Source organism: Achromobacter sp. 2789STDY5608615 (genome assembly GCF_001298995.1).
Classification (GTDB): Bacteria; Pseudomonadota; Gammaproteobacteria; order Burkholderiales; family Burkholderiaceae_B; genus Achromobacter; species Achromobacter insuavis.
On record NZ_CYTY01000032.1, the window covers coordinates 14,965 to 29,272 of the forward strand.

Sequence of the window (14,308 nt, forward strand, 5' to 3'; positions counted from 1 at the left end):
CACCGGAGACGACGATGACCGATATCACGCTGGAACACTATTCCGCCTACGAGTCCCTCAAGCTGCGCCGCCATCCCAACGGCGTGCTGGAACTGATCATGGGGTCCAAGGACGGCAAGCCGGGCAAGCTGTCCACCGCCGACGACCGCATGCACCGCGAGCTGGCCGACATCTGGCGCGATATCGACACCGACCCCGATACCCGCGTGGTGGTGATCCGCGGCGAGGGCAAGGGTTTCTCGGGCGGCGGCGACCTGGACCTGGTGCAGCAGATGGCGGACGACTTCGACGTGCGCACCCGCGTCTGGCGCGAGGCGCGCGACCTGGTCTACAACATCATCAACTGCAGCAAGCCGATCGTGTCGGCGATGCACGGCGCCGCCGTGGGCGCCGGCCTGGTGGCCGGCCTGCTGGCCGATATCTCGATCGCCGCGCGCGACGCCCGCATCATCGACGGCCACACCCGCCTGGGCGTCACGGCCGGCGACCACGCCGCCATCGTCTGGCCGCTGCTGTGCGGCATGGCGCGCGCCAAGTACTACCTGATGCTGTGCGAAACCGTCAGCGGCGAAGAGGCCGAGCGCATCGGCCTGGTGTCGCTGTGCGTGGACGAGGCCGAGCTGATCGGCCGCGCCTTCGAGGTGGCCAACCGCCTGGCGGCCGGTTCGCAGACCGCGATCCGCTGGACCAAGTATTCGCTGAACAACTGGCTGCGCATGGCCGGCCCGACCTTCGATACGTCGCTGGCGCTGGAGTTCATGGGATTTGGCGGCCCGGACGTGCGCGAAGGCGTTCAGTCGTTGCGCGAGCGGCGCGCGCCGAACTTCCGGCCCGACTCGCCGTTCTGAGGGGGCGGCTGCCGACCGCATCCGGCCGCGCGCCGGGCCGGATTCACTTCTTGAAGAACGCCGCGAACGCGGCTTGCGCTTCGTCTGTCTGCAGGCGGGCGCGGAACTGCTGCGCCTCGTAATCGAGCGTGTCCTGGATTGCTTGCCTGTCCGGCCGCTTGAGCATGGCCTTGGTCAGCCGCAGCGCGGCTGGCGGCTGCCTGGCGAGGCTGGCGGCGGTGGCCTGCGCGGCCGCCAGGGCGCCGCCCTTGGCGGTGACCGCGGTGGCCAGGCCGGCGTCGCAGGCTTCCTGCGCCGAGAACGCCTTGCCCTGCAGCAGCCATTCGGCGGCGCGGCGGGCGCCGGCCAGGCGAGGCATCAGCAGGCTGGACGCGCCTTCCGGACAAAGGCCCAGCGCCACGAACGGCATGCGCAGGGTGGCGCCCTCGCCGACATAGACGAAGTCGCAATGCTGCAGCAGCGTCACGCCGATGCCGATGGCATAGCCCTCGACGGCGGCGATGACCGGCACGTCGGCCTGCGTCAACGCGCGCAGGAAGGTCAGGCCGGCGCTGTCGCCGGCGCCGCGCTCGGCCTGGAAATCGCGCAGGTCGTTGCCGGCCGTGAAGTGTTCGCCGGCGCCGGCCAGGATCACCGCCGACACGCCGGTGTCGGCGGCGGCCAGCGAGAGCTGTTCGGTCAGCGCGGCGTAGGTGGCCGTGTCGAGGGCGTTGCGGCGGTCCTGGCGGTCGATCACCAGCGTCAGCACCGCGCCGTCGCGCGTGACCCGCAGCCCGGCGCTCATGCGAAGGTCCTGGCGGCCAGTTGCGTCCGGGCCTCGGCGTACTCGCGGCGCAGCGTATCGACGATCTGATGCGTCGGCTGCACGCTGCCGATGTTGCCCACGCCCTGGCCCGCGCCCCAGATGTCCTTCCACGGCTTGACGCGGCTGGAGCCGAAATTGGAGGCGCCGCTGTCCGGCTGCGGCAGGTTGGCCGGATCGAGGCCGGCGGCGCTGATGCTGGCCTTCAGGTAGTTGCCGGGGATGCCGGTGAAGAACGGGGTGTAGAGGATGTCGGAGGCGCTGGCCTCGACGATGGCGGACTTGTAACCCTCGCTGGCGTTGGCTTCCTCGCTGGCGATGAAGCGCGTGCCCATGTAGGCGAAGTCCACGCCCATGGCGAGCGCGGCCAGCACCTGGGCGCCGGAGGTGATGGCGCCCGACAGGATCAGCGGGCCGTCATAGAAGCGGCGCACTTCGGATACCAGCGCGAACGGGCTGAGGGTGCCGGCATGGCCGCCCGCGCCCGCGCACACCAGGATCAGGCCGTCCACGCCCGCTTCCAGCGCCTTTTCGGCGTGGCGGATGGTGGTGACGTCGTGGAACACCTTGCCGCCCCAGTCGTGGACGCCTTTGACCAGGTCGCCGGGGGCGCGCAGGCTGGTGATGATCAGCGGCACGCGATGGCTGGCGCACACCGCCAGGTCCTGTTCGAGCCGGTCGTTGGACTGGTGGATTATCTGGTTGACGGCATAGGGCGCGACCGCGGCGCCGGGGTTGGCCTCGCGGTACGAGGCCAGGCCGGCCTGGATCTCGTCCAGCCAGTCGGTCAGCAGGCTCTGCGGGCGCGCGTTCAGCGCCGGAAACGAACCGACGATGCCGCTCGTGCATTGCGCGACGACCAGCTTCGGGTTGGACACGATGAACATGGGGGCGCTGATGACCGGCAGGGACATCTGGCCATACAGATCTGTCACTAGGGAGTGGGGCATAACGGCGTCACGTGTGGTTTCGGGTTGAGCGCCCAAGCCGCGCTTGCATGGCGGAAAGGGATGTGCCTACAATTACCTACCGACCGTCCGGTAATTAATTAATCTTTATTTAACGGCAAGCGTCGAACCGCTGTCAATGGAACGGAACCGCCCGTGGTCCGGCATTGGCTTCCTCGACGTCGCCCCAACCAGGCCTGCCCATGGCGACTTCCCCTGCCCCCGCTTCCAAACGCGCCCGCGCCGGCCGTCCGCCGACCCTGGCGGCGCCGCGCGAACGCATCCTGGCCGAAGCCGCCAAGCTGTTCGCGCGCAGCGGCTACGACGGCAGTTCGGTGTCGGACCTGGCGGGCGCCATCGGCGTGTCCAAGGCCGCCATCTATCACTACTTCACCACCAAGCAGGACATCTACGACGCCATCATCCTGGCGGTGCTCAATGGCCTGAACCAGAGCGTTGGCCAGGACGTGGCGCGCGCCGAGGGCGGCGCCGCCCGCCTGCGCGCCTTCATGGTGGGCCACGCCCGCTATTTCGAGCAGCACCACGCCGAGTTCGTCACCATGCTGATCGGCTATTCCGGCATGGCGCTGCCCGAGCGCGAGGACGCTGCGCGTCTGCGCGACGGCTACGAGAAGCGCCTGCGCGACCTGATCGCGCAGGGCGTGACCGAAGGCGCGTTCCGTCCGCTGGACGTGCCCGCCACCGGCCGCGCCGTGCTGTCGATGCTGAACTGGATGGTGCGCTGGTACAAGCCCGGCCAGGGCGACAGCGCCGAGGCCATCGCCGCCGGCTATTTCGATTTACTGGTTGGCGGCATGCGCCCCTGAGCGCCGCCGCCCCGCACACCCGAGAGACTCAGATCATGGCCCTGGATACCGAAACCCTGACCCTGTTGCTGGACGCCGTGCGCCGCTTCGTGCACGAACGCCTGATTCCCGCCGAGGACGAACTGGCCGCCAGCGGCCAGGTGCCGCCGGACATCGTGGCCGAAATGCGCGAGCTGGGCCTGTTCGGCCTGTCGATCTCGCCCGACCACGGCGGCCTGGGCCTGACGATGGAAGAAGAAGTGAAGGTGGTGTTCGAACTGGGCCAGACCTCGCCCGCGTTCCGTTCGCTCGCCGGCACCAACATCGGCATCGGCTCGCAGGCCATCGTGCTGGCCGGCACCGACGAACAGCGCGCCCGCTACCTGCCGCGCCTGGCCAGCGGCGAGCTGATCGGCTCGTTCGCGCTGACCGAGCCCGACGCCGGCTCCGACGCCATGGCGCTGCGCCTGTCGGCCGAACGCGATGGCGACCACTACGTGCTCAACGGCACCAAGCGCTACATCACCAACGCGCCCATCGCCGGCCTGTTCTCGGTGATGGCCCGCACCGCGCCCGAGCGCCGCGCCAATTCCATTTCGTGCTTCCTGGTCGAAGCCGGCACGCCGGGCCTGATCATCGGCAAGCCCGACAAGAAAATGGGCCAGGCCGGCGCGCTCACCAGCGACGTGGTCTTCGACAACTGCCGCGTCCCCGCCTCGGCCCTGCTGGGCGGCGAGGAAGGCAATGGTTTCCGCACCTCGATGCGCGTGCTGGACAAGGGCCGCCTGCACATCTCGGCCCTGTGCGTCGGCATCGCCGACCGCCTGCTGCGCGACGCCGTCAAATACGCCACCGACCGCAAACAGTTCGGCCAGCCCATCGCCGAATTCCAGCTGATCCAGGCCATGATCGCCGACAGCCAGGCCGAACTCTACGCCGCCCGCTGCATGGTCCTGGACGCCGCCCGCCTGCGCGACCGCGGCGAGAACACCACCATGCAGGCCGCCTGCTGCAAACTCTACGCCACCGAAATGGTCGGCCGCGTCGCCGACCGCGCCGTCCAGATCCACGGCGGCGCCGGCTACATGTCCGAATACGCCGTCGAACGCTTCTACCGCGACGTCCGCCTGTTCCGCATCTTCGAAGGCACCTCGCAAATCCAGCAACTGGTCATCGCCCGCGAGGTCATCAAGGCCAACAGCTGAGCAGGGCGACGGCGTGGCGGGCATCGACCGCCACGCCCGATACCGGAACCTCATCAATAGGGCAGGGCGCCATGCATCATGTGCCGCGGGCGCCCATGCAACCTGCAGGTCCTCCACCCACGCGCAGCATCATTAATCAAACGCAAGAGCCCATGTAAGCCAAAGAAGGCTGCCCGCGCAGCCGCCTTTGGCGGGCCCCGCACTACCTCTCCACCCCCCGATGGTCGTCACCAGAATGCCAAGCACACCGTCCGTCCCAGCACCCGCCATGAGCCTTCAGCGCAGCCCTTTGCTGTGGGGCGCGGGGTGCGGGGGGCGTGTAGATGCGCCCGACGGAATCCGAAGGAGTCGCCGCGGGCGAGGACGAGGATGAGGAAGGGGCAGTCCGGAGCGAACGCTCCGGACCGCAATCGTAGCCCCCCGCACCCCGCGCCCCACAGCAAAGGGCGTCCCAAGAACCCAGACGCGTCCGCCCACCGACCACCCCAACACACCCAAGCCCCCACCGGCTAATATCCCCACTGACCTAATACTCTTTGGCGAAAAGATAAAAGATGTCGCAACGTCCCGCTCCCCTGACAGGCATCCGCGTCCTGGACCTGACCCGCGTCCTCGCCGGCCCCTGGTGCACCCAGAACCTGGCCGACCTCGGCGCCGAAGTCATCAAGATCGAGCGCCCCGGCGCCGGTGACGACACCCGTGCCTGGGGCCCTCCGTACCTGAAGGACGCGGCCGGCGACGACACCACCGAAGCGGCCTACTACCTCTCGGCCAACCGCAACAAATTCTCCGTCGCCCTCGACATCGCCTCGCCGCGCGGCGCCGAACTGGTGCGCGAGCTGGCCTTGCAGAGCGACATCCTGGTCGAGAACTTCAAGGTCGGCGGCCTGGCCAAGTACGGCCTGGACTACGCCAGTCTCAAGGAAGTGAACCCGCGCCTGATCTACTGCTCCATCACCGGCTTCGGCCAGACCGGCCCCTACGCCAGCCGCCCCGGCTACGACTTCATGATTCAGGGCATGGGCGGCCTGATGAGCATCACCGGCGAGCGCGACGACCTGCCTGGCGGCGGTCCGCAGAAGGCGGGCGTGGCCGTGGCCGACCTGATGACCGGCATGTACTCCACCGTCGGCATCTTGGCCGCGCTGCACGAGCGCTCGGTCAGCGGCCTGGGGCAGCACATCGACATGGCGCTGCTGGACTGCCAGGTCGCCATGCTGGCGAACCAGAACCTGAACTTCATGACCTCCGGCAACGCACCGCGCCGCGCCGGCAACGCGCACCAGAACCTGGTGCCGTACCAGGTCTTCGCCGCCAGCGACGGCCACCTGATCGTCGCGGTCGGCAACGACAGCCAGTTCCGCAACTACTGCGGCGCCATCGGCCTGCCCGAGCTGTCGGCCGATCCGCGTTTCTCCACCAACCCGCAGCGCGTCAAGAACCGCGAGGCGCTGGTGCCGCTGCTGGCCGAACGCATGGCCACCGGCGCGCGCGACCATTGGCTCGCCTCGCTCGAGGCCGTCGGCGTGCCGGCCGGCCCGATCAATACGCTCGACCAGGTCTACGAAGACCCGCAGGTGCTGGCGCGCGGCATGAAGCGCGAGCTGCCGCACCCGACCGCGGGCACCGTGCCGATGGCCGCCAGCCCCCTGAAGTTCTCGGGCAGCCCGGTCGAATACCGCCGCGCGCCGCCCATGCTGGGCGAGCACACCGCGCAGGTGCTGACCGAAAAGCTCGGGCTGTCGGCCGCGGAAATCCAGGCGCTGGCGCAAAGCCCGTCCTGATTCGCCGGCGCCATCCGGTCGCCGCGCCTGGCGCGGCGCACACACCATTCCAATGACAGGCAGGAGAAGTTGATGACGGAGATTCAAACCATCGGCGTCGTGGGCGCCGGGGCCATGGGGCGGGGCATCGCCCAGATCGCGGCGCAGGCCGGCCTGCGCGTGCGCCTGTACGACACCAGCGCCGACGCCGTGGCCGCCGCGCGCGAGTCGCTGCGCCAGACCTGGGACAAGCTGGCCCAGAAGGGCAAGCTGACCGCCGCCGACGCGCAGGCCGCGCTGGCGCGCGTCGAGTCCGCCACCGCGCTGACCGACATGTCGCAATGCCAGCTGGTGGCCGAAGCCATCGTCGAGCGCCTGGACGTCAAGCGCGACCTGTTCGCCGCCCTGGAGGGCGTGGTGGCCGACGACTGCATCCTGGCCTCGAACACCTCGTCGCTGTCGATCACCGCCATCGCTGCGGCCTGCAAGCTGCCGCAGCGCGTCGCGGGCTATCACTTCTTCAACCCGGTGGCGCTGATGAAGGTGGTCGAGGTCATCGACGGCCTGCGCAGCGCGCCCGAGACCGGCGACGCGCTGGCCGAGCTGGCGCGCCGCATGGGCCACACGCCGGTGCGCGCCAAGGACATGCCCGGCTTCATCGTCAACCACGCCGGTCGCGGCATGAACACCGAAGGCCTGCGCGTGGCGCAGGAATCGGTGGCGAGCTTCGCGCAGGTCGACGCCATCATGCGCGAGCAGGCCGGCTTCCGCATGGGCCCGTTCGAGCTGCTGGACCTGACCGCGCTGGATGTCTCGCATCCGGTGATGGAATCGATCTACCGCCAGTTCTTCGACGAACCGCGCTTCCGTCCGTCGCCCATCACCACCGTGCGCCTGGCCGGCGGCCTGATCGGCCGCAAGGCCGGCGAGGGCTTCTACAAGTACGTCGACGGCCAGAAGCAGGTGCCGGCCGAGCCGCCCGTGCCGGCGCTGCCGGAAGGCCTGAAGGTCTGGGTCAGCCCGCGCCACCCTGAGGGCTACGCGCGCGCCATCGCGCTGCTGGAAAAGCTGGGCGCGCCGCTGGTGTCCGGTTCCACGCCGGCGGCCGACACGCTCATCATCGTCACGCCGTTCGGCGAGGACGTGTCCACCACCGTGTCGGCGCAGGGCCTGGATCCGGCGCGCTGCGTCGGCCTGGATACCCTGTTCGCCTTCGACAAGGCCGCCCGCCGCACCGTCATGGCGTCGCCGGCCACGCAGGAAAAGTGGCGCGACGCCGCGCATGCGCTGCTGGCGGGCGATGGCGTGCCGGTCTCGGTGATCGAGGATTCGCCGGGCTTCGTGGCCCAGCGCATCATGGCCATGATCGTCAACATCGCCGCCGACATCGCGCAGCAGCAGATCGCCACGCCGGAAGACATCGACCGCGCCGTGACGCTGGGCCTGGGCTATCCGGTGGGACCGCTGGCCCTGGGCGACGCGCTGGGCGCCGAGCGCATCCTCGAGATCCTCAAGAGCCTGCAGCGCGTCACGGGCGATCCGCGCTATCGCCCCAGCCTGTGGCTGCAGCGCCGCGTGCAACTGGGCATGTCGTTGCTGAAGACGTCCGCGGCCGATTGAGGCCGCGCCAAATGAAAAGCCCCTCGATGCATCGAGGGGCTTTTTTTCGCCTGCGCGGCGTTGGGGGCGCGCGGCGGGAGAGCGGTGCGCGGCTTACTTGGCCGCGTCCACCATGTACTGCACGGCCGCGCGGATGTCGTCTTCCGAGGCGTTGGCCGCGCCGCCCTTGGGCGGCATGGGCGGCTTGCCCTGCATGGCGACCTTGACCATCGCGTCCATGCCCGTCTTGATGTACGGGTCCCAGGCGGCCTTGTCGCCGAACTTGGGCGCGTTGGCGACGCCGGTGGCGTGGCAGGCGAAGCAGACGCTCTTGTAGAGCTTCTCGCCGGCGGGATTGACCGCGGCGGCCTGTTGCGGCGCGGGCGCGGCGGCGGGCGCCGGTGCTGCTGCGGCCGGTGCGGCCGCGACAGGAGCCGGGGCGGCCGGGGCAGCCGCCGCGGGGGCGGCAGCAGCCGGCGTGGCAGCGGCCGGCGTGGCAGCGGCCGGCGTGGCGTCGGCTTCCTTCTTGGCGCCTTCTTCAGCGGGCGCGGCCGGTTCGGGCAGCGAGCCGCCGGACTTGTTGGCCATGTAGACCACGGCGCGGGCGACTTCGAAGTCGGACAGCGTCGGGTTGCCGCCCTTGGCCGGCATGCCGCCCTTGCCGTGCAGGGCCACGTTCATCATGGCATCGAAGCCCGACTGGATGAAGGGCGCCCAGGCGGCGCTGTCGCCGATCTTGGGCGCGCCGGCGACGCCGGCGGTATGACAGGCCGTACAGACGGCGGTGAAGACTTGCTCGCCGGTCTTGAAGACCTTGGGCGCGTTGGCGTCGACGAGGGCGAAACCCGCGACCGGGGCAATGCGTTTAGTGACGGCTTCGCTGGACAGCGTATCCGAGCCGGCGCCCACTTTGGTGCCCGAGGTCACCATGTTCACCAATAGGATGATGATGGCGATGGGAACCACGAAGGCCAGAACGACCGTGACGATCAGTTGCTTCGGGGTCTTGATGGGGGAGGAGTGCTCTTCTATGTGTTCCTGCTCGTTGCTCATGACCAAATCCTGCTAACGGGTACCGGGGCGCCTGGCGGCGGCAACAGAAAATCAGTACTGCACAAAGGGCGGCAAAAAGCAGACCGCCTTGCAAGCAAACGCTGGATTATATAACGGTGTCATGGACACTCGTCCAACGGCCGGACAGGGGTTTTCGATGAGTTTGCGGCCGGATTTGATCCACTTCATGCAGACCGCATAAAACTAGGTACAATACCGCCTCCTTGCGCTGCGCCCGTAGTTCAATGGATAGAATGAGAGTTTCCGAAGCTCTTGATACAGGTTCGATTCCTGTCGGGCGCGCCAATTTCAGATAAACCCGTCAAAAAAACCGCCGCAAAGTCGCTGCGAAAGCGCGCCCAAAGCGCCGCGGACAAGGATAGCGTCGGGCCATGCTGGTTCAATAACCGGTCATCCAATCAGCCCATGCGCCTGCGGTCGCCAAGCTGCCTCGCCTGCTGGCGGGTTTTCTTCCCTTCAGTTCTTCCCTTCAGTTCTTCCCTGCGCTGACGGCATGGTCCGTTGCTTTCGTCTCGCCATGGCGGCGTCGCGCGGATGGTCATGCCAGGGGCGTGGTCCGCTTGATCTGATCGATGAAGTGGCGCACGGCCGGTGAGCGCTCATGCCGCCGGTAGAGCGCGGCGACCTCCGAATCGATGGCGGCCCCCGCCAGTTCCCGAAAGACGACGTTCGGCAGTTTCACGACCTCGACCAGCACGCTCGGCACGACGGCCACGCCCATGCCGAGCGAGACATGCGTCAGCACGGTCAACAGGCTGCCGGGAGTCGAGGCTACGCCGGGCGTGAATTTTCCGCGCCGCGCCACTTCCAGCAGGCCCAGGATCTGCTCGGGCACGATGAAGGCTTCCCTGGCCAGTGAACGCGCGGTGATGGCGCCCGTCGCCGATGCGAGCGGATGGTCGCCGGGCAGCGCGACGCAGAACCGGTCGCGGATCAGCATGTGGCTGGCGATCGACGGCGGCAAGGTGATCGGCATGCGCACGAAGGCGATGTCGATGCGGCCGTCCTCGAGCGCGCTCGCCAGTTGGTCCGTGGGCATTTCGCGGGTCTGCACCAGGACCTCGGGCCAGGCCGCGTGGAACCGCCGGCATTGGTCCTGCAGCACGCCAAAGAACACCGCCGAACCCACATAACCGATTTCGACTCGGCCCAATTCGCCACGCCCCGCGCGCAGCCCGACGTTGAGGGTGCGCTCGAGTTGTTCGAGCGTGTTGCGCGCCTCGATCAGGAAGACCTCGCCGGCCGAGGTCAGCGCGACGGACCGTTTGGTGCGGTTGAACAGGCGGACCTGCAGCGCGCGCTCCAGTTCCTGGATATGGGCGGTCAGCGTGGGCGCGGACAGGTCGAGCTGTTCGGCGGCCTGCGCGAAGTGCAGCGTGCCGGCGAGCGTCACGAAGGCCTTCAGATGGCGGATCTCCATGCGCTGGCCCCTGCCGCGTTGGTGGAAGTGACGCCATCATATCGCCTGCCCGGCCCGCCACAACCTGGCCTGGCATGACGACATGACACTGGGCGACACGGCGCGACACCGTGCGCTCAGCGCGCGGGGCGGGCGTCGCGCATCAACAGTTGGACCGCCAACGCGCAAGCCGCGGCCATGGCCGCGGCCAGGGCGAAGGCGCTGGCGAAGCCGACGGCGTAGCTGTCGCGGGCGATGGGCATCAGTACCGCGGCCACCGCGGGGGAGTAAGCCGCCATTGCCCGGTCGAGATCGCCAGCGATGATCTGGTCGTAGTAGTTGGCGGCAACGTGCAGGCCGGCGCGCTGCGTCGCCGCTTCGGCGTAGTGATGAATGCTGCTCGCCAGCACCGCGCCGAAGCCGGAGAACCCCAGCAGGATGCCGGTGAAGCGGGACGTGGTGCTGATGCCCGACGCCATGCCGGCGCGGCCATGGGGCAGGGTGCTCATGATGGCCTTCTGCGTCTCGCCGTTGAGCAGGCCGCCGCCCATTCCCAGGATGGCCATGCTGCCGATCAGCGGATAGCCGCTGGCCTGCCGGGTCGCCAGGATCATGAGCAGGTTGCCGATCGCCACCACCGCGAGGCCGATGCTGAGCACGCCGCGGGAATCCAGGCGCGCCGACAGTCTGCGGCCGACGTGGGGAAACACCAGCATCGCCAGCGCGAAGGGCAGCATGCTGGCGCCCGCCGTCAGTACGGTCTGTCCGCGCGCGTTCTGCAGGTACATGGGAAGCACCGATGCCATCACCTGCGCCGTCGAGGCGTAGGCGAACATCGCGATGACGGCGCCGACGAACGGCTTGCTGCGGAACAGTTCCAGTTCCACCAGCGGATGGGGATTGCGCGATTGCGAACGCAGGAACGCGCTCAGGCACAGCAGGCCGAGGACTGCGACGATGGCCACCGTCGGGCTGCGCCAGCCGATGGCCGGACCCACGATCAGCAGCCAGGTGGCGGAGAACATGGAGCCGGTGAAAAACAGGATGCCGACCGTGTCCAGCGGGCGGTTGTCCGGCTCCCGCGATTCATCGATGCAGCCGCAAGCCGCCAGATAGAGGATGACGCAAATCGGCAGGTTGATATTGAAGGCCCAGCGCCAGCCCAGCAGGCTGCCGATCAGGCCGCCCAGCAACGGCGCCAGCACCATCGTCAGGCCCATCACGCCGCCCCAGGCGGCCCAGGCGCGATTACGCGCCTCGGGCTGGTGGAACGCATTGCCGATGACGGCCAGCGCGGGCGCCAGGAGAAAGGCCGCGCTCAGGCCCTGGCCGGCCCGCGCCAGGTACAGCACCGTGGCCGAGGGGGCCAGGCCACAGAACAGCGAGGTCGCGGCAAATGCCAGGATGCCCAGTTTGAACACACGCTTGCGGCCGTACCGGTCGGCAATCGAGCCGGCAGGCAGCAGCATCGCCGCGAAGCACAGGACGTAAGCGCTGATCACCCACTCGATGTCGGCGAACGAGGCGTTCAAATCGCGGGCAATGGCCGGCAGGACCACGCCGACGACATTGGCGTCCAGCACCGTCATCGCGCAACCCGCGGAGGCGACGAGCAGCACGGCGCGGTCCCGGGTGGGGGATGGGGAGAGGGCGGAAGAGGGCAGCGCGGTGGGCAAGATGATGTCCTGTAAGCGTGGGAGGCGGTGGACCCGCCGCGCTCATTTCAGCATCGCCGTCTGCGAGGTTCAATACGCGAAAACCGATGAATAATTCGGATTTTCCGAATGCCGAATTCAGTGCGAATCCCCCATTCGCTCGGTTGGGCGGCCATCAACGGCGCCGCTTTTCTGGGCACATTGCGATGACTGGCCGTGGCGCGAGGGCGATGTCCGGGCGGTTGTCGGCTTCCCGACACGGATACGTCTGATTTCGGTCGAGCGCCGGGTCAATGCTGATAGCGCTCAAAATGGTTGAGTTGCAGCGTTCCTAGAATCGGTTCCAGTCATGCGCGGAAATGGCCGCCCGTGTGGCGTGCCGATCCGCATGCGCATGTCTTGTCAATCAACGGGAATCTGTAATGAAAAAAGCTCTGCTCGTCACTGCTCTGTTCGCCGTGCTGTCCGGCGCGGCGCAGGCTGAAACCGCGGTGACGCTGTATGGCCTGATCGACACCGGCGTGGGCTTCCAGCGCATCAAGGGTAACGACGGCTACAAGGAATCGAAGGTCGGCGTGGCCAACGGCGTGTCCAGCGGTTCGCGCTGGGGCCTGCGTGGCGCCGAAGACCTGGGCGACGGCCTGAGCGCCGTGTTCACGCTGGAGAGCGGCTTCAACTCGGCCAACGGCCAGTCGGGCCAGAGCGGCCGCCTGTTCGGTCGCCAGGCCACCGTCGGCCTGAAGGGGGATTCTTGGGGCCTGCTGGAATTTGGCCGCCAGACCAACGTCGCCTCGAAGTACATCGCCGCGATCAATCCGTTCGGCACCAGCTACGGCCAGGCCAGCGTCGGCACCGCCTTCAGCGCCGCAAACACGGTCCGCCACGACAACATGGTCATGTACCAGACCCCGTCGTTCAGCGGCTTCCAGTTCGGCCTGGGTTATTCGTTCAGCGCTGACGACACCAAGAATGGCGCCGCCCAGTTCAATGCCGATGGCACGCGCAAGAGCAACCCGTCGCAGACCGGATTCCGTACCGCCAACAACACCCGTGCCATCACGGCAGGCCTGCGCTACGTCAACGGCCCGCTGAACGTGGCCCTGACGTACGACCAGCTGAATCCGGCCAACCAGCTTGGCACTGACGGGAACCCGAAGCAGTGGATCCTTGGCGGTTCGTACAACTTCGAAGTGATCAAGCTGGCGCTGGCCTACGGCCAGACGCGCGAGGGCTGGTTGACCGGGCGGTCGCTCAACGCCTTCGGCAGCGGCAGCCCGGTCGCCAAGAGCTTCGGCAGCAACATCGTTGCGAAGGATTTCAAGTCGAATTCGTACCTGGTCGGCTTGTCGGCTCCGGTCGGCGGCGCGGGCAGCATCCTGGCCTCGTGGCAGCGTGCCGACGCCAACAACACCAAGCTGACCGGCGACGATGCGACCATGAACATCTTCAGCCTGGGCTACACCTACAACCTGTCCAAGCGCACCAACCTGTACGCGCTGGGTTCGTATGCCACGAACTTCGCGTTCATCGACGGTGTGAAGAGCACGGTCGGTATCGTGGGCGTGCGTCACCGCTTCTAAGCGGCGACCCGCTGTCCGGCGGCGCGTGCGGGTTGCGCGTCGCCGGACGCCGCGGTTGCATTGAGCGGACTGGGCGTCTTACCCGGCCACAGACGCGAAAAAAGCGGCCACCTCCCTAGCTCCACTCTCAGTCCGCTCACCCCAACCCTGTGTGGGATGAGCTCCCCGAAGCGGCATGTGCGCCGCCGGCATGCAGATGCCGGCGGCGTTTTGCTTTGCGCGCGGCGCTCAGTCGTCGAGTGACGGCACGGTGCCGATCTGCGCGAGGATGCGCGGCGATTCCATGTCGCCGGTCTCCTTGTCGATCATGACCTCGTAGGCGGCCACGCCGGCAAACTTGGAGGCCATGGAGTTGGCGATGCGGATGGCGCCGAACTCGCTGCTGGCGGGGCGGATTTCGCCGGGGGCGACGCCATTGGCGGCGGCGCGGTAGGGAATGACGATGTATTGGACGACGTGGGTCTGGGCGATTTGAGCGGCTTCGGACACAGGAGTCTCCTGGACGACGTTGTGCGGGCGAGCGAAATGTAGCATGTTGCACTGTGTTTTTGTACAGTGTTTTTCGTTGTTCCACAAATATTTTCGGGATGGGGCAGTCGCTCCAGGAAAACCCCTAGCGCGCAAAGATTG

At 67.8% G+C, this 14,308-nt stretch carries 12 protein-coding genes and 1 tRNA gene; 7 read left to right on the forward strand and 6 right to left on the reverse strand.

Features of this window, described 5'->3' with window-relative positions:
• The first annotated feature begins 14 nt into the window (after positions 1 to 14).
• Positions 15 to 848: an enoyl-CoA hydratase/isomerase family protein gene (locus tag AOZ49_RS23370; RefSeq protein ID WP_006392559.1), complete on the forward strand. Its 834-nt coding sequence runs from the start codon at positions 15 to 17 to the stop codon at positions 846 to 848.
• A 43-nt stretch (positions 849 to 891) separates the two neighbouring features.
• Here AOZ49_RS23370 and AOZ49_RS23375 read toward each other — a convergent pair whose 3' ends face one another.
• Complete coding sequence (locus AOZ49_RS23375; protein WP_054478010.1) at positions 892 to 1,632, reverse strand: enoyl-CoA hydratase-related protein; 741 nt, start codon at positions 1,630 to 1,632, stop codon at positions 892 to 894.
• On the reverse strand, positions 1,629 to 2,600 hold the full coding sequence (locus AOZ49_RS23380) for an NAD(P)H-dependent flavin oxidoreductase (protein ID WP_054433102.1): 972 nt from the start codon (positions 2,598 to 2,600) through the stop codon (positions 1,629 to 1,631). The genes AOZ49_RS23375 and AOZ49_RS23380 overlap by 4 nt, the downstream gene beginning before the upstream one ends.
• A 200-nt stretch (positions 2,601 to 2,800) precedes the next feature.
• On the opposite strand from AOZ49_RS23380, the gene AOZ49_RS23385 reads away from it, so the two are divergent.
• The 4 genes from AOZ49_RS23385 to AOZ49_RS23400 all read left to right on the forward strand — a co-directional run bounded on the left by AOZ49_RS23385 (position 2,801) and on the right by AOZ49_RS23400 (position 7,991).
• On the forward strand, positions 2,801 to 3,424 hold the full coding sequence (locus AOZ49_RS23385) for a TetR/AcrR family transcriptional regulator (RefSeq protein ID WP_054433103.1): 624 nt from the start codon (positions 2,801 to 2,803) through the stop codon (positions 3,422 to 3,424).
• Positions 3,425 to 3,459: 35 nt separating this feature from the next.
• Positions 3,460 to 4,608, forward strand: a complete 1,149-nt coding sequence (locus tag AOZ49_RS23390; protein ID WP_054433104.1) for an acyl-CoA dehydrogenase family protein — start codon at positions 3,460 to 3,462, stop codon at positions 4,606 to 4,608.
• Positions 4,609 to 5,162: 554 nt separating this feature from the next.
• Entirely contained in the window at positions 5,163 to 6,392 is a 1,230-nt protein-coding gene (locus tag AOZ49_RS23395; protein ID WP_054478012.1) for a CaiB/BaiF CoA transferase family protein, read from the forward strand.
• A gap of 27 nt (positions 6,393 to 6,419) precedes the next feature.
• Positions 6,420 to 7,991, forward strand: coding sequence for a 3-hydroxyacyl-CoA dehydrogenase (locus AOZ49_RS23400; protein WP_369815856.1), 1,572 nt, complete (start codon positions 6,420 to 6,422; stop codon positions 7,989 to 7,991).
• 93 nt (positions 7,992 to 8,084) lie between these two features.
• On the opposite strand, the gene AOZ49_RS23405 is transcribed toward AOZ49_RS23400, so the two are convergent.
• Complete coding sequence (locus tag AOZ49_RS23405; RefSeq protein WP_054478016.1) at positions 8,085 to 9,023, reverse strand: c-type cytochrome; 939 nt, start codon at positions 9,021 to 9,023, stop codon at positions 8,085 to 8,087.
• A gap of 231 nt (positions 9,024 to 9,254) precedes the next feature.
• Between AOZ49_RS23405 and AOZ49_RS23410 the strand changes: the two genes are divergently transcribed.
• A tRNA-Arg gene (locus tag AOZ49_RS23410) sits at positions 9,255 to 9,329 on the forward strand.
• A 253-nt stretch (positions 9,330 to 9,582) separates the two neighbouring features.
• On the opposite strand, the gene AOZ49_RS23415 is transcribed toward AOZ49_RS23410, so the two are convergent.
• Together AOZ49_RS23415 and AOZ49_RS23420 are read right to left on the reverse strand one after the other, a co-directional pair.
• Positions 9,583 to 10,464 (reverse strand): LysR substrate-binding domain-containing protein, encoded by an 882-nt coding sequence (locus tag AOZ49_RS23415; RefSeq protein ID WP_054433108.1) that lies wholly within the window; start codon positions 10,462 to 10,464, stop codon positions 9,583 to 9,585.
• Positions 10,465 to 10,580: 116 nt separating this feature from the next.
• Positions 10,581 to 12,119, reverse strand: a complete 1,539-nt coding sequence (locus tag AOZ49_RS23420; protein ID WP_231690421.1) for an MFS transporter — start codon at positions 12,117 to 12,119, stop codon at positions 10,581 to 10,583.
• A 401-nt stretch (positions 12,120 to 12,520) separates the two neighbouring features.
• Between AOZ49_RS23420 and AOZ49_RS23425 the strand changes: the two genes are divergently transcribed.
• On the forward strand, positions 12,521 to 13,678 hold the full coding sequence (locus tag AOZ49_RS23425) for a porin (RefSeq protein ID WP_054433109.1): 1,158 nt from the start codon (positions 12,521 to 12,523) through the stop codon (positions 13,676 to 13,678).
• 228 nt (positions 13,679 to 13,906) lie between these two features.
• Here the strand turns inward: AOZ49_RS23425 and AOZ49_RS23430 are convergent, their stop codons facing one another.
• Positions 13,907 to 14,167: a hypothetical protein gene (locus AOZ49_RS23430; RefSeq protein ID WP_006392578.1), complete on the reverse strand. Its 261-nt coding sequence runs from the start codon at positions 14,165 to 14,167 to the stop codon at positions 13,907 to 13,909.
• Positions 14,168 to 14,308 lie beyond the last annotated feature (141 nt).